Raw genomic sequence first — 16,880 nt, 5'->3', positions numbered from 1 at the left:
GTCCCACATGTCGTAATTTAATTGTAATTAAGGGCAATGCGATGCGTAAAGCGGCGCATGCGGTTCACCTTGAATTTGGGGACAAGGCAATAAGGTGTCCGATGATAACCCCAAGCAATAGACGTTTCGACGCCGCAGCCGCGGTGAGCGCAGGCTAACTCTGCTGAGACGTTAGAGGCGGGCCGCAAAGGACTCTGCCGGCTTACGCAAGAGCTGTTCCCATTGCGCGGGTGAAATCGGTCGGGAACACAGCGGCGGCCAGCCGGACTCTATGATTATTCTGGTATCCGGCCCGGCGCATCCCTGCCCGAAACGACACCGCGAACATCGCCGGGAGCGATCTCGCAGTGCCGTTCTTACACAAGCTTCATGACATCCCGGTCAGAATCTCCACAACAGATTCCCCTGGATGGCATTGTCCCGATACCCGCTTCCATACTGGCCCGAATAAGACACGCCGACCGTCGCGTTCTTACCCACGGAGACATCGAGACCCAGTTCCACCACCGCGCTGTCGCGGGCAATGGGAACCCCGGACACCGTGAACGTCGTCGCGCTGCTGGCGAACGCCAGACGCGACGTCGGCGTCACGTTGCCAAATGCATGGCGCCAACCCACCATGCCGCGGGGCGTGATCGCCGTCGTACCACTCAGGTCGAAGCGGCTTGCCGCTCTCACGCCAAGGGTCGAGTACGTCACGTTCTGGGTATCGTTGCCGCTATGCAGCGCCGCTGCTCCGCCATTTTCGGTGAATCCATCGGTATGGAGATTCACATAGGCCAAGCCGGCGAACGGCTCGAGCGCAACCCGGCCGACCGGAATCGCATAACCCGCCTCGCCGAATACCTGGGCCGTGCCGGCGTTGTAGCTGGGCGAAGGATTGTCGGCAAAACCCGCGAAACTTGCGCTGCGATCGACATGCACCCGGTTCCAGGTGTAAGCCGTGCCCAGGCGCAGACCCAGCGCGCCGAACTGCGCGCCGCCGTAGAGCGCGAGATGGTAGCTGTCGATTGAACTCGATGCGTTGGACTGGCTCGTGTCGAACGACGTATGCCCGATTCCGCCCGCCGCGCCGACTCGCCATGTGTCGTTGAGCGCCGTATCGGCGCCGACCACAAAACCCGTGCTGCTGCGGTCGACACTAGCGGCGTTGCCATCGGTTCCAAGCCGGCCCTGCGAGCCGTACGCCTGGCCCCAGACTACCGGAGCGAGTCGTGATTTCACACTGCAATCATGTTGGGAAAGCCTGCGTGACGTGGCCTCGTCCGGGTGGTCGTCATGGCGTTCGTCCTGTGCATCGGCATCGCACAACGCCGCGCCAGATGCCAGCGCCGCAAGCGGCCCCGACGACGGTGCAAGCCCCTGCCGCGTGCGAGCCAGCACCGCATCCCTGATGTAGTGGCTGTCGTCGAGCATCACGCTCTTCGCACTGGCATGGATCTCACCGGAGAGGTTGTCGAAGGCGGCGCGCGCCGTCGGTTTGTCCAGCGAGATAAGCGCGTCGTAGATCGGGTTGGCCGTGCCGAGCGCGCTCAGCGCAGTCGCTATGGCACGCTGGTTAGACGTGGCCGCGACCTGCGCAAACGTCGTTCCGTTCGGCGCCAACGCCAGATAGACGTTCTGCGGATCATAAGTGAGGGTCGGCGTGAGGAAAGCGAGGTTGGACGTGGTATTGGCAAAGGTGCCAGAGAGACCACCCGCGGCCGTGAGGATCGTATAGATGGTGTTGGGCGTGTAACTTCCGGCCACTGGCTGGACCTGGACCGTGCCGCCGGACAATGTCGCCGCACCGGTTGCGCTGATCAGGTTAGCTTGCTGCTGCGGATTGACCTGCACCTGATAGGTGGAGCCTGGGGCAAAGCTGACGTTACCACCCACGTTGAGCGTCCCGGTTAGCGAACCGACTGCCGCAGTACCGCCGGTATTAACAACGACGCCACCCACCTTGCCGGTACCGCCCAGCGTGCCGCCGTTATTCACCGTGACTGTGGAGTTGGCGATCGAACCGTCTACCGCCAGCGTGCCCGCGTTGACGGAAGTCGTGCCCGAATACGTACTCGTTCCCGTCAGGCTCAGTTGTCCCGAACCGTTCTGGGCGACCCCACCCGTTCCGCTGATGGCGCCGCCGTACGTGGTATCGCCGGAGTGGTTGAACGCGACCGTTCCGTTGTTGACGATGTTCCCCGCCACGCTGCCCGTGGTCCCGCCGTTGCCAAGCTGCAAGGTGCCGGCATTGACCGTTGTGCCGCCGGCATACGTGTTGTCTCCGCTCAACGTCAGCGTGGCCGAACCGTCCTTGATGACCGAGCCCGAACCGGTGATCGAACCGGCGTAGGCACCGCCGCCGTTCACCGATAAAGCCCCGGTCCCGAGATTCAGTACGCCGTTGCTGCTGTTGCCGTTCAGCGAGCCTACGGCAAGGCCGGCGCCGCTCAGGTTCAACACACCGCTATTGACGGTGAGCGGTCCTGTACCGATAGCCGTGCTGGTGCCCAGGGTCAGCGAACCGCCGTTCAGCGTAGTCCCGCCGCTGTAGGTATTGACCCCGGCGAGCGTCAGGTCGGCCTGACCGTCCTTCGTCAGGCTGCCGGTACCGGAAATGACCCCGCTCAACGTCAGGTTCGCGGAACCGCCGATAGTCGCGCCCGCGTCCAGCGCGACCGGATTGCTTACGTTCAGCGGTATCGTGTTGTCGAGCGTGGCCGGACCCGCGACCGTCACCGGACTGGAGCTCAATGCGCCGCTGCTGCCCAGCGTCAGCGTGCCTGCGTTGATGACGGCTCCCCCCGTGAACGTATTGTTGCCCGTCAGGGTCTCGTTGCCACTGCCTTGCTTGGCGATCCCCCCGGTTCCGCCGATCGTGCCGTTGAAGGTCTGGTTGGTTCCATCGCCAAGAGTCAGCGTGTTGCCACCCAGGGAAATGGTGCTGCCCGTTACGCCCGCCAGTGAGCCAATCGCCTGGTTGCCGCCCGTGGAGATGTCCAGGCTTGCACCCGCTGCTGCTATGTTCACCGTGCCGGTTGTCGACAAGCTGCCTCCCGCACCCAGGACCACGGTGCCGGCGTTGATCGTCGTGCCGCCGGTGTAGGTGTTGGTGCCGGTCAAGGTTTGCGTTCCGGTTCCCTGCTTGACGATGCCGCCCGTTCCGCCGATACCGCCTGCAAACGTCTGGTTGGTGCTATCGCCGAGCGTCAGCGTGTTTCCGCCCAACGTAACCGTGCTGCCTGCAACACCCGTCAAGGAGCCGATCGTCTGGTTACCTCCCGGCGAGATATCCAGTCCAGCTCCGGCTCCCGCTCCCGCTATGTTCACTGCACCCGTTGCGGACAAGCTTCCTCCCGCCCCCAACGCTACGGTCCCGGCGTTGATCGTGGTGCCGCCCGTGAAAGTGTTGGCGCCAGTCAGCGTCTCGGTTCCGGTCCCCTGCTTAACGACCGCTCCCGTCCCGCCGATAACCCCGCCGAACGTCTGATTGGCGGTGTCACCCAAGGTCAGCGTATTGCCCCCCAGCGAGACCGTGCCGCCCGCTGCACCCGCCAGTGAACCAATGGTCTGGTTGCCGCCTGCGGAGATATCGAAACCTGCGCCGGCTCCCGCCACGTTCACCGTGCCGGTCGCCGACAGGCTGCCTCCCGTACCCAGTGCCAGCGTGCCGTTGTTGACCGTGGTGCCGCCGGTGTAAGTGTTCGTGCTCGTCAACGTCAGTTGCCCGGCGCCGTCCTTGACGAGACCACCCGTCCCGCTAACGACGATGCCCGACGTCAAGTTATTGGAGTGATTGAAATCGAGCGTCCCGTTGTTCGTGATGTTGCCGATAACACTGCCGGTCACGCCGCCATCGCCGAGTTGCAGGGTGCCGGCATTGATCGTCGTGCCGCCGGTGTAGGTGTTCGTGCCCGTCAGGATTTCCGTTCCGGTACCTTGCTTGACGATACCGCCCGTGCCGCCGATCACACCGCCAAACGTCTGGTTGCTGCCAGCGCCCAAGGTCAGTGTGTTGCCGCCAAGCGAGACCGTGCTGCCTGCCGCGCCTGCCAGTGAACCGATGGTCTGGTTGCCGCCTGCGGAGATGTCCAGGCTTGCACCGGCTCCCGCCACGTTGACGGTACCGGTCGACGACAAGCTGCCTCCCGCGCCCAATACAATTGCACCGGCATTGATGGTCATACCGCCTGAGAACGTGTTGGCTGCCGTTATCGTTTCCGTCCCGGTTCCCTGCTTGACGATGCTGCCCGTCCCGCCGATCACGCCGCCGAACGTTTGGTTGGTGCCATCGCCGAAGGTCAGTGCATTTGTGCCGAGCGACACCGTGCTGCCCGTCACACCGGCCAATGAACCGACCGTCTGGTTGCCGCCTGCGGAGATATCGAAGCCAGCGCCGATTCCAGCCACGTTCACCGCGCCGGCGGCCGACAGGCTGCCTCCCGCACCCAGCGCCAGCGTTCCGGCGTTGATCGTCGTGCCGCCCGTGTAGGTGTCCGCGCCCGTCAACGTCTCGGTTCCCGTTCCCTGCTTGACGATGCCGCCCGTCCCGCCGATCACACCGCCGAACGTCTGATTACCAGCGTCGCCCAGCGTCAGCGTGTTCGCCCCCAGCGCAACCGTGCTGCCTGCAACGCCCGCCAGTGAACCGATCGTCTGATTGGCACCGCTTGCGGAGATATCCAGACTTGCGCCTGCTCCCGCCGTGTTCACCGCACCGGTGGCTGACAAGCTGCCTCCCGCGCCCAGCGCCAGCGTGCCGGCGTTGATCGTCGTGCCGCCCGAGAACGTGTTGGCGCCCGTCAACGTCTGCGTCCCGGTTCCCTGCTTGACGATGCCACCCGTCCCGCCGATACCCCCCGCGAAGGTCTGATTGCCTGCGTTACCGAACGTCAGCGTGTTGGCGCCGAGCGTTACCGCGCTGCCCGCTACACCGGCCAATGAACCGATGGTCTGGTTGCCGCCCGCGGAGATATCAAAGCCCGTGCCGGCTCCCGCCACGTTCACCGCACCGGTGGCCGACAGGCTGCCTCCGGCACCCAGCGCCAGGATGCCCGCATCGACCGTCGTGCCGCCCGTGAACGTATTGGCGCCGGTCAACGTTTCCGTGCCCGTGCCTTCCTTGACAAGGCCGCCCGTTCCGCCGATAGCACCGCTGAACGTCTGGTTGGTCGCATCGCCGAGAGTCAGTGTGTTTGCACCCAGTGAAATCGTGCTGCCCGCAGCGCCTGTCAACGAGCCGATCGTCTGAACGCCGCCTGCCGAAATATCCAGACCCGCGCCTGGTCCCACATTCACCGTGCCGGTGGCCGACAGGCTGCCTCCCGCGCCCACCACCAGCGTGCCGGCGTTGATGTTGGTGTTGCCGGTGTAGGTGCTCGCACCCGTCAAGGTTTCCGTGCCGGTTCCCTGCTTGACGATGCCGCCCGTTCCGTTGATCGAGCCGGCGAACGTCTGGTTGGTGCTATCGCCGAAAGTCAGCGTGTTCGCGCCCAACGCAACCGTGCTACCCGCTATACCCGCCAGTGAGCCGATCGTCTGATTGCCACCGCTTGCGGAGATATCGAAGCCTGCACCGGTTCCTGCCACGTTCACCGCGCCGCCCGCCGACAAGCTGCCTCCCGCACCCAGCGCCAGCGTGCCGACATTGATCGTTGTGCTGCCGGTGTAGGTGTTCGCGCCCGTCAACGTCTCCGTTCCCGTTCCCTGTTTGACGATCCCACCCGTTCCGCCGATACCCCCCGCGAACGTCTGATTGCCTGCGTTACCCAAGGCCAGCGTATTGGCGCCGAGCGACACCGTGCTGCCCGCCACACCGGCCAACGAACCGACAGTCTGATTGCCGCCCGCGGAGATGTCCAACCCTGCGCCGGCTCCCGCGAGGTTGACCGCGCCCGTTGCCGACAAGCTGCCTCCCGCACCCAGCGCCACGGTACCGGCATTGATCGTCGTGCCGCCGGTGTAGGTGTTCGCGCCCGTCAACGTTTCCGTTCCCGTTCCCTGCTTGACGATCCCCCCCGTCCCACCGATACCGCCAGCGAACGTTTGATTGCTGGCATCGCCCAGGGTCAGCGTGTTCGCACCCAGCGAAACCGTGCTGCCCGCCACACCGGCCAATGAACCAACCGTCTGATTGCCACCTGCGGAGATATCGAAACCTGCACCGGCTCCTGCGACGTTGACCGCGCCGGTTGCCAACAAACTGCCTCCCGCGCCTAGCGCCAGCGTGCCGGCATTGATCGTCGTGCCGCCCGAGAATGTGTTGGCGCCGGTCAACGTCTCGGTTCCTGTTCCCTGCTTGACGGTGCCGCCCGTTCCACCGATACCGCCCGCAAACGTTTGGCTGGTAGCGTCGCCGAAAGTCAGCGTATTTGCACCCAGCGACACCGCGCTGCCTGCTGCACCTGCCAGCGAGCCGATCGTCTGGTTACCGCTCGCGGAAATATCCAGGACCGCGCCGGCACCCGCTACGTTCACCGCGCCGGTTGCCAGCAAACTGCCTCCCGCACCCAGCGCCAGCGTGCCGGCATTGATCGTCGTGCCGCCGGAGTAAGTCTCTGCGGCGCTCAGCGTGGTGGTCGCAGCGCCATTTTTTACGAGCGCGCCAGTACCTGTGATGGTCCCGCTCAAACCAAGGGCATTGGAACCCGCGAGCGTGAGCGCATTGGCGCCGGTGATAGAAATGTTATTGCCCAGCGTCACCGGCGCGGTGCTGTCGAGCGATGCCGCGCCGCCGACTGACAGAAGTCCTGTTCCCAGAGCCAGCCCATTGCCTACGACCATCGACCCTGCGTTGAGTATCGTCCCGCCGGAATAACTATTAGCGCCCGTTGCAGTCAACGTCCCGGACCCGTTCTTGATGAGGAAGCCGCCGCCGGAAATTCCGCCGGACAGCGTCAGCGCGTTTGTGCCCTGGACGGTCAAGCCGCCCGTTTGCAGCGCGATATTGTTCGCCACGTTAAGACCACCGGTGCTGGCTTCCACGGTGCCGCCGCCGGCCGTGACGGTGCCGGTGCCAAATGCCCCGCTGTTGTCGAAAACGGCGACGCCGCCATTCAACGTCGAGTCCGTCAGACCCAGGGAACCGGTCAAGGTCCAGGTGCCGCTGTTCACCGTCAGATGCTGGAAGTCGATATACGTGCCGCTCGCGATCGTCCCTGTACCGGTCGTTCCCGAACCCGTACCCGTGGCGGAGTTTTGCAGCAGGAGCGTGTTGTTTCCCCCCGCGCCCCCGTCGATGACACCCGTGGGCGCAAACCCGAGATTGATGCCGACCACCCCCAGCAAATTGAGTCCGAGGCTGCCGCCTGCGTTCACGGTCGAACCGGTTACTGCGGTAAAGCTGTTGGTACTGGCGGCTCCCATGGAGACGCTACCGCTGATTGTCCCGGCGTTCACGAAGGTATTGCCGGTGCCCGCCGTGCCGGAAGCCTGGAAGGCAACGCGGCCGGTGATGGTGCCCGTGTTGACTGCGTTGACCTGGCCGCCGCCGTAGACGGCCACCACCGGCGCGTCCGACGGGATCAGCGTAATGCCGAGCAGGGCGCTTGAACCCAGGCTGCCCGAGTTGGTGATGTTGGTGACGCCTCCCGTGCCGTTCTGGACGGCCAGCGCCATGCCGTTCAGATTGCTGAGGTTCACGCCCAATAAGCCACTCGTCCCGTTCATGACGCCGGAGTTGTTAACGGTGACGGTGCTTGCGGCAGCATTGCCGATCGTCGTTCCGCTCGACAGGAGACTGCCTATGCCGAGAAGCGAGGGATCGATTGTCCCGGCGTTGTTGAGCGTGACGTTGTTCCCCGACAGGTTCATCGCGGTGCCGAGCAGGCCAAGCAACACCCCGACGCTTGCGCCCGAGTTCACGTTGACGGTCAGGTTGTCGGCGATGCTCGAAAACGATGGCGCCAATAAATTCGCCGCGCCGACGCAGGACACCGTGTTACCCACGGTGGAACAGGTAGCCCAGGCTGCCGGACTGTCGATGAGAGATAAACACGCCACGGCTAGCGCAAATGCCAACGGCTTCGGCATCCCGGCGCTTGACACATTGTCTCCAGACCCATTGAGCGGTGCGTCGTGACCGCAAGGCGATGCTCCGGCGCCGCGCACCGATGCGCTTCGTCCGGACCGGCCTTTGCGACTGCTTTTTGCCAGTTCCGAGGCCACTACAAATGCACCTTGCGACTTACTCCAGACCACGCGATAAATCTTGCTCATCATTTCCCCGCGATATCAGTTTGAATTAAGAGACGCTTCTACTGCGGCAGTCCCCACTGCCCGCATTAAATTCAGGTCGAACGGAAGCCGCGCATCAAACGTGCGCTCAGGTTGGTGGAGTTATTAGGGCGAGCTTATCCAGACCGTCGAATGGCGGCCTTTTAAGCTTCGAATTAAACGTTATCCCGGCAAACGCGGAACGAGTTCAGCCAGCCGCACTTTCGGTGCGGCCGGCTTCTCTCATCCCGTATTCGCGACGACGCCTGTACTCGGCATATGGTGATTACCCTCGGTTTCTCTCATTCTCATTTTCAGGCTTTAAAGCCTTTGTCAGAAGAATGGCAAGCTTTACCTGATATTTCAAGAAATATTTCGCGGTAATGTTTCACAATCTATTGAAACTTGGTGCCGTCCGGGGTTTTTGGGGACTGGCCGCGTTTAGAAATAACGGTTGAACAAAAGTTGGCCAAGCGGGTCTACGCGGGCGATTAACCGGTAAAGCCATTTGGCAAGGTACTGGCATGTCACTAAATCCGCCCGGCGATGACCGAGCGTTCACCCGCTTCCGATATGCCACTGTCCTCCGTTGGCGCGAATATTTTTTGCCGGTCCTGATACGTCAGGAATGGTTTGGGTCCGCATGCTGCATCCGCAAATATAATGTTTAGGCGGTTTTACGGATTGAGTTTAAGCAATAATCATTCAATTTCGTATGACGAATGTGCGAAACATACACTCGCATCCCAACGGGGTGAAGGTCTCGCAAAACAGGAGATATAACCGGTTGATCGCCGACTGCACAGAAAAGGCGGTTCGAATTAGTCCGAAAATTGACTTCTTAACGTAACGCGGGGCGCCAGACGTTACAGTGGGGCGTGTAACACGTCACGATTTCACGGGGTTTTAATGCCGTTTTGACAGGCGTGAAATACATCGTACCGAGAGTTTTTATTACACGGATTCAAAGGGCATGTTTAAGCGATCCTCACGGCACATACTTCCGGCCCACTGAATCGCCGGGTCGGAAAGTCGTTGCGCCGCGTTCTGGATATGCCCATGAATTATTACTGACTACGCTTTTTGACGGGTTATCCAGCCGTATCGGACGATCTAAAGACCCTTGATGCGAACGTCGATCGATTGGCGCTGGAGAACCCCTCTTTATTCGGCGAGTGGGGAGATGGCGTAATGGGCCGAGCGTCGGTCAACTGCAGGCGAAGCTGCCCGCCGCGTTGATATCGCCGCCTTTGTAGCGCGCGACCTTGGGATAGGGGCATAACGGCCGTGTGCGTCCCGCTCCCCAGCTAGTTGGAACATCTGGATTCGGCACCGCGTTGCTGGCATCGCGCGCGGTGGCGATGACGCTGTCTGGCGCCGTGCCCTGCTCGACCCAGGCGATCATGGGCGTGAGCATGTCGAACTGATCGGCGCTCGGACCGCCGCTGCAATGATTCATGCCGGCTACTGTGTACAGGCGCGCGAAGTTCGACGCGTCTCCGCCGTTTGCCGCGGCAAGACGCTGATACCAGTCGGTCGTATCGTTCGATGAAAACACCGGGTCGCTGGTGCCGTGGTAGACCATCAGTTTCGCGCCGCGCGTTTTCAGCGCGCTGAGATTGGTTTCGTCGGGCGGCGGCATGAAAGACCACGACGCCTCCGTATATACGCCGCTGGCAGCGAAGATCTTCGGTGCATCGGTGTCCATACTAAAGTTGAACGCATATGCCGACAACTGGCTGAGTATCGACGCACTCTGCGGCGGCGAGGTGAACGTAAAGGCAGCGGCAGCCGGATCAAGCGTGATCGAGTTGCCCTGTTTCCACGCGGACCAGCCGGTGCCGAGACCGGCATCGTAGGGAAAGCTTGCGTACAGTGTCGTGCCGGCGCTGTTGACTGCGCCCGAGAACACATTGCCAATCGCATCCTTCTGTGCGCTCGTCAGGCAGGTGCCGTCGCGCACGTTGCCTGAGCAGGTCGGCACATCGTTAGCAAGACTGAAGTTCGCCTGGCACGCCTTGATGTCCTGCACCATGCCGTCGGCGACACCATCGAGCGCATCGCACTTCGCGATGATCTTCGACGCCACAAGCTGGCGCTCCGTCGCGGTAAAACTGGTCGTGATATCGGGCAATCCGTTAGCGGTTGTGGCTGTGGCCACCTTGGCGAGTTGCTGCGCGCTCCACATCTCGCCGATAGCCGCCTTCGGCAAATGAAAGCCCGGATCGCCTGCAATGATGCCGTCGTATTCCGACGACGACCGGGCGGCCGCGACCATCGCGTGACGGCCGCCGTTCGAACAGCCGTCGAAGTAGCTACGGTCTGGCGCTCGGCCGTAAGCGAGCTTGATGACCTGCTTCGCCATCGGCGTGAGCGTGGCCACGGCGTTATATCCATAGTCGATGCGAGCCTGGGGATCGAGCCCGAAAAGCGGATTCTGCGCGGCACTGTGACCTGCATCCGAACTGATGACGGCGAATCCCATGTTGAGGGCGTCGCTGGTCGGCGCACCCCCGCCTATCTCGCCCGTCGCGGTCACCACATTACCGTCGAGCCCGCCGTTCGCCTGATAGAAGAAGCGCCCGTTCCACGCAATGGGCAGGCGCATCTCGAAGCCGATCGCGTAGGTCTTGCCATCGACGGGACTGACGCGCTGGTTCATGTTGCCCTGGATCAGACAGTGCTGCGCGACCGGCTTGCCGGCCACCGTCAGCGTGCCCGCCGCGACGGTCGTCACCGTCGTGAACACGGTATTGGCGAACACGAGTCTGGAGGCGAGCGCCTCGCAGCTTCCGGCCAGGTTCGCGGGAGTGGCGGCGCTCAACTGCGGCAAGGAACTGACGTTGTTGTCATGGCTGTTACCGCCGCAAGCGGCGAGCGCCATCGAAGTCATCGCGGCCATTGCAATTGCTGACTTGTTCATTTCGCTGTCTCCTAAAACATGTGCCGCACGCCGAGCATGACGCCCGTTTGTCCAGCGCCCGCCGCCGGAGTCGTTCCGCCACCACCGCCGCTCACCGAATAACGGGCCTTCGCGCTGTTCGCGAGATAAGAGCCCTGTGCATAGACCGCGGTGCGCTTGCTCAGAAGATAGGTCGTGCGCAAGGTCCCCATGGTGGCGCGCGTGTCGTGCTCGTTATTCACGATCCGATACACCTCGCCATCCATAAGGAACGCGGGCGTCACGAAGTACGACGCGCCCACGAAAAAGAGATTCGAACGCACGTCGGGGACGGCCGCCGAGTCGGTCGTCACGCGACGGTTGAGCCACCCCGCGCCGATCTTTGCGTCGCCGAATTTCGCGTAGCCGTTGACCTGTGCGCGGACGTCCTTGTCGGCAGCGCTCGTGAGTACGGTCGGCGTCACGCCGTCGAAGAAATTGGCGGCGGCGTTCGTGCCCCCGCGCTGCTCTTCATACGATGCAGCCACACCGAAGAACGGGGCGTCGTACTTGAGCATCACCGACCAGTCGCGGCATTGCGTCGGCGTGCCAGGTACAGAACCGGCGCAGGTTCCTTGCCCCGGTGAATTGCCGGTCCCGGCCGAATCGCGGCCGAACGAATAGCCGGCTCCCAAGGTCACGCCGCTGAATGTGCCGAGGTAAGTGACCGAGTTATCCGCGCGCGCGTTCGGCACGTAAGCGTCCATTGAGCCGAGGCCATAGATGTCCGGTCCAATGATGTCGGCGCTGAGCAGCGCAAGGTAAGTCATGGTGTACTGGCGGCCGAACGCGACCGTGCCATACGGACTTTTCACGCCGACAAACGCCTGCCGTCCGAATAGTCGGCCGCCCTGCCCGAGATCGCCGCCGCGCGTGTTGAAGCCGCTCTCGAGCGTGAACACGGCGCTGTAGCCGCCGCCGAGATCCTCCGCACCACGCAGGCCCCAGCGCGAGGGCAGCTCGCCAGTAACGCCGGGCATGCGGAACAGGTGGTCGCCTGCGGCATTCGCGTGCGATACATATTCAATGCCCGTATCGATGATCCCGTAGAGCGTCACGCTCGATTGCGCGACGGTGGCCGTGCTTGTCGCGCAGAGTGCGCTGCATAAAAGAAGGCGTGCCGATGCCTGCATGGTGTTTGTCTCCAGACCGTTATTTATCGAATTGTTTTTTTAGAAAACTTGAGGCAAGCGTCAGTCGTTTGCGCGAGGACGTTTGATCAACAGCAAGGCTGCGACCGCCGCGATCAGTGTCACGGGAATGCTCGCGCCGATGACGACTGACGAACTGCGGCCCATCGCCAGCAACTGGCCCGCAGCGAGCGGACCGATCACCGAGCCGATGCGCCCCACCGCCACCGCTGCGCCCACGCCCGTGCCGCGCATCGCAGTCGGATAGAACGCTGCTGAAAGTGCGTACAGGACGGATTGGCCGCCGACCACGAACATGCCGGCGAAGAACGCGGAGACCGTGAGCGCGGTGAAACCCGGCGCGACCGACAAGGCCGCAAGCGACGCAATGATGCCGATGTACATGCCCGTCACCACGATGCCCGCCTTCATGCGGTCCATCAGCATGCCGATGCAGAGCGCACCTATACCGCCACCCACGTTGAAAAAGATCTGCACGTAGCCGACCTCGGCGCGAGCAAGACCTCGTGCCGCCATCAGCGAAGGCAGCCAGTTGAGCAAGAAATAAAGGACGATCAGCGTGCAGAAATAGCTGACCCAGATTTGTACCGTCGAGAGGCCGCGTGTACCGCCGAAGAGTATGTCGCCGACAGGCGCAGGCTTCATGCTGCCGTCATGCGACGCCTTCGCGAAGGCTCTTGATTCAGGCAGGAACGCGAGCAGCAGCGGCACGAGAATAAGTGGACCGACGCCGCCGACGTAGAAGATATGCCGCCAGTCGGCATCGCCCGCGCTCACCACGCCGATTGCCGATGCGATCACGCCGCCGAACGGAATGCCGCAATACATCACGCTCACCGCGGTGCCGCGTGATTTCGGCGGCACTGCTTCCGACGACAACGCAATCAGGTTCGGCAGCGCGCCGCCCAGGCCGATCCCGGTCAGCACACGCACGATCACGAGCGTGTGGAAGTCGCTGACGAGCGCGGTCGCAATAGACAGCAAGCCGAACAGGCAGGCTGACATCACCAGCACCCGCTTGCGGCCGATGCGATCGGCCAGCCTTCCGCCGAACATCGCACCAGGCAGCAGGCCGAACGTCCCGGCACTGAATGCCAGACCCATTTGCCCCACCGACAACCCAAACTCACGCGCCATGCGCGGTGCGGCGACGCCGACCGATTGCAGGTCGAGTCCTTCGAGCAACGCGATGGCAAAACATAGGCCGAGCGTAATGGCGACGCCGGATCGGGCGGCGGCCCCGCTCGACGCACCCTCACCCGGCGAGCTTGTTCCAAGTGCTTTCATAATAGGTAATCCTTATTAAATAGTCGGGTTTACCCCGTTTGCTCGACGCGTTCTGCCAGTTTTCATTTACTCGTTGCGACGATCACGCGTGGGTCATCCGGCCCCGCATGCATGACTTCGATCAGGTCTTCGCGATGCTTCTGCACGGCGCGCTGGTTGATCGAACCTTTGTCGGTGATTTCGCCGAGGTCGAGCGAGGGTGGGGTATCGAGGAGCAGCAATCGGGCGATGAACGTGGTCGCGCCGGTCGATTGCCGGTTCAGGCGCACGAGAAGATCCGTGAAGAACGCGCGGACAGGCGCCGCGTTCAATACCTCGTCGACGGCCGCGCCTGCGGGAAGCGCCGCGAGCCGGCGGCAGTCGTCAAGACGTGGGAAAACGAGCAAACCGATTTCGCCGCGATTGATCCCCGTCACGACCGCGTCCTGCACATACGGCGCGCCTTCCGACACCACCCGCGCACGCAACGGCCCGACGCTGACGAACGTGCCGGAATTCAGCTTGAAGTCTTCGGTAATGCGGCCATCGAATTGCAGACCGATCTCCGGACGCTCCGGATCGACGAAGGTTGCTGCGTCGCCGCTACGATAAAAACCTTCTTCATCGAACACCGGTTCATCGGACGCCGATGACTCGCGACGCCAGTAACCCGCCATGACATTCGGCCCGCGAAAACGCAGTTCGAGCTTGCCGTCGACCGGCGTGAGCTTCGCCTCGCAGCCCGGCGCGGGCAGTCCGATGTAACCCGCGCGCATGATCGGGCCGGTCGTGAAGAGACACGACGGCGACGTCTCCGTCATGCCAAGGCCCGACATGATGCGGATACGCTCGCCGCAATACTGCTCCGTGACGCGCTCGAGCCGGTTCCACGCCGCTTGCGACAATCCCGCGCCGCCGAAAAAATACAGCTTCACGCGAGCGAAGAAATTGCGGCGCAGCGGCTCGTCGGTTTCCAGCGCGATCGCCAGTTCTTCCCAGCCTTTTGGGACATTGAAATACGCGGTCGGCGAGATCTCGCGCAGATTGCGCAGCGTCTCTTCGAACTTGCCGGCGACAGGCTTGCCATCGTCGATATAAAGCGAGCCGCCGTTGTACAACGCAATGCCGACGTTATGGCTGCCGCCGTAGGTGTGGTTCCACGGCAGCCAGTCGACGAGCACCGGCGGTTCCTTCGCGAACTCCGGGAAAGTCTGCAGCAGCATCTGCTGGTTGCTGCACAACATGCGGTGCGTGGTCGGGACCGCCTTGGGCAGTTTCGTCGAACCGGAGGTGAAGAGGATCTTGGCGATCGCGTCGGCGTTTACTTCTTCCGACACGCCATCGATGCGGCTGGGGGTGCTATTGAGCAAAGTGTCGAACGAAATCGAGCGATGGGTCGCGGCTTTCGTTACCAGCGTCACGTCAGCCGGAACGACCGCTTCTATCGCGCGGGAGAACGCTACGTGGTCGCCGGCATACACGAGCCCGGGACGCAACAGGTCCAGCAGCGTACGCAGCTTGCCGAAGTCGCTGGAAACAAGCGAATAAGCGGGCGAAAACGGGGCGAAGGGAATGCCGGCGAGCATTGCGCCGAAGGCAAGCTGCAAATGTTCCAGGTCATTGCCGGAGAGGATGGCAAGCGGGCGCTCCGGCGAGAGACCGAGGTCGAGCAGCGCCTGGCCGATCGCCCTCGCCCGCCGCAGCATGTCTGCGTAGGTAATCTCGACCCATGTGCCGTGGTCGCCCCGGCGCGCGACCAGCACGCGCTCGGGGTGCGCTTGCGCGCCACTGACCAGCCGGTCCGTGAGTCGTAACGGGTATGCCCGCAATGGCTCGTTGGAGCGCAAGTACCACGCGTTGCCTCGTTTCGCGATCTCGGTCGTGGCGGTAGTCACCGCTACGTCCCGATACCGCGCGCCCAACCCTGCTTCAACGCTCGTCACGCTCTCGTCTCCTGCACGTCTGATTGTCTGAGCCCCGCCTTTCTTTCGTGAAGGCGTATGGCCGGCTGTGATGACCGCGTCCGGTACTAGACCGGATAGTGACGGGCTTCGTTCTGGATCGTGATCCAGCGCAAGTCCGTGAATTCGGCTATCGATGCCTTGCTGCCAAAGCGTCCGTAACCACTGCTCTTGACGCCGCCGAAAGGCATTTGCGCTTCGTCGTGAACCGTCGGGCCGTTGATATGGCAGATACCCGACTCGATGCGTTTAGCGAGCGCCAGCGCGCGTGACACATCGCAGCTGAAGATTGCCGATGAGAGTCCGAACTCGCTGTCGTTGGCCACCCGCACGGCTTCGTCGTCGCCGTCCACGCGCTGCACCGTCACGACAGGCCCGAACGATTCCTCGCGATACAGCCGCATCTCCGGCGTGATGCCATCGACAATAGTGGGCTGCATGATCGCGCCTTCGTGCCTGCAACCGGCCGGCAATTGCGCGCCTTTGGCGCTGGCGTCCGCAACCAGCGCAGCCACGCGAGCGACCGCGCTCACGTCGATCATCGCGCCGAGCACGCTGCCCGCATCAAGGGGATTGCCTGCAATCAGCGAGCGCGCTTTCGCCGTGAGTTTGTCGATGAAGACATCGGCAATCTTGCGGTCGACGATCACACGCTCCGTCGACATGCAGATCTGACCTTGATTGAAGAATGCGCCGAACGCAATGCCGCTTACCGCCGCGTCGAGATCGGCGTCATCGAGTACCAGCACCGGCGCTTTACCGCCTAGCTCAAGCAACACCGGCTTCAGATGCTGCACCGCGAGCTTCGCAATGATTCGTCCCACATGCGTCGAACCCGTGAAATTCACGCGGCGCACATGCGGGTGCGCAATCAGCCTTTCAACAACTGCCGCCGCGTCCTCCGGTGCATTCGTCACCACGTTGATGACGCCGTCGCCGAGACCCGCCTCGTGCAGCACGTCGCCAATCATCGTATGCACGGCAGGGCATTGTTCCGACGCCTTGAGTACCACCGTATTGCCGCAGGCGAGCGGCATCGCGACGGCGCGCGTACCGAGAATCACCGGCGCATTCCACGGTGCGATGCCGAGCACGACACCGCACGGCTGCCGCACCGCCAGCGCAAGATTACCCGGCACGTCGGAGGGAATCACGCTGCCGTCGATCTGCGTTGTCATAGACGCCGCTTCGCGCAGCATGTTGGCCGCGAGCATGACGTTGAAGCCGTACCAGTTCGGCATCGCGCCCGTCTCGGCAACCCCCGCCGCGATGAAGTCGGCCGTGCGCGCGTCCATCAGGTCGGCGGCCTTGAGCAAGCGCTTGCGGCGCTTCGTCGGCGCGAGCGCGGCCCATGCAGGAAACGCG

6 protein-coding genes and 1 pseudogene are annotated in these 16,880 nt (G+C 62.8%); all 7 read right to left on the bottom strand.

Features of this window, described 5'->3' with window-relative positions; translation table 11 throughout:
• Positions 1 to 381: 381 nt before the first annotated feature.
• Positions 382 to 8,028, bottom strand: a complete 7,647-nt coding sequence (locus EOS_RS45700; protein WP_235442925.1) for an autotransporter-associated beta strand repeat-containing protein — start codon at positions 8,026 to 8,028, stop codon at positions 382 to 384.
• Between the two features lie 57 nt (positions 8,029 to 8,085).
• Positions 8,086 to 8,199 (bottom strand): annotated as a pseudogene (locus EOS_RS49330) (ESPR domain-containing protein); the annotation flags it as partial.
• Between the two features lie 1,204 nt (positions 8,200 to 9,403).
• Positions 9,404 to 11,119: a tannase/feruloyl esterase family alpha/beta hydrolase gene (locus EOS_RS22790; protein ID WP_047848981.1), complete on the bottom strand. Its 1,716-nt coding sequence runs from the start codon at positions 11,117 to 11,119 to the stop codon at positions 9,404 to 9,406.
• 11 nt (positions 11,120 to 11,130) lie between these two features.
• On the bottom strand, positions 11,131 to 12,270 hold the full coding sequence (locus tag EOS_RS22785; RefSeq protein WP_047848980.1) for a porin: 1,140 nt from the start codon (positions 12,268 to 12,270) through the stop codon (positions 11,131 to 11,133).
• A gap of 60 nt (positions 12,271 to 12,330) precedes the next feature.
• The gene (mhpT, locus tag EOS_RS22780) at positions 12,331 to 13,575 is read right to left on the bottom strand and encodes a 3-(3-hydroxy-phenyl)propionate transporter MhpT (RefSeq protein WP_047848979.1); all 1,245 of its coding nucleotides are present in this window, start codon (positions 13,573 to 13,575) and stop codon (positions 12,331 to 12,333) included.
• 62 nt (positions 13,576 to 13,637) lie between these two features.
• Positions 13,638 to 15,497, bottom strand: coding sequence for a feruloyl-CoA synthase (locus tag EOS_RS22775; protein WP_235442924.1), 1,860 nt, complete (start codon positions 15,495 to 15,497; stop codon positions 13,638 to 13,640).
• 86 nt (positions 15,498 to 15,583) lie between these two features.
• A partial coding sequence (locus EOS_RS22770) for an aldehyde dehydrogenase (RefSeq protein ID WP_047848977.1) occupies positions 15,584 to 16,880 on the bottom strand: 1,297 nt, incomplete at its 5' end.

The sequence above is a fragment of the Caballeronia mineralivorans PML1(12) genome (assembly GCF_001028175.1).
Lineage (GTDB): Bacteria > Pseudomonadota > Gammaproteobacteria > Burkholderiales > Burkholderiaceae > Caballeronia > Caballeronia mineralivorans.
Note: the sequence above shows the minus strand (reverse complement) of the source record. Positions and strands in the feature narration are given on the sequence as shown.

Bases quoted from the DNA above. Each gene is read 5' to 3' on its own strand.
- EOS_RS22790 (WP_047848981.1), bottom strand. From the start codon at position 11,119: ATGAACAAGTCAGCAATTGCAATGGCCGCGATGACTTCGATGGCGCTC.
- EOS_RS22785 (WP_047848980.1), bottom strand. From the start codon at position 12,270: ATGCAGGCATCGGCACGCCTTCTTTTATGCAGCGCACTCTGCGCGACA.
- mhpT (WP_047848979.1), bottom strand. From the start codon at position 13,575: ATGAAAGCACTTGGAACAAGCTCGCCGGGTGAGGGTGCGTCGAGCGGG.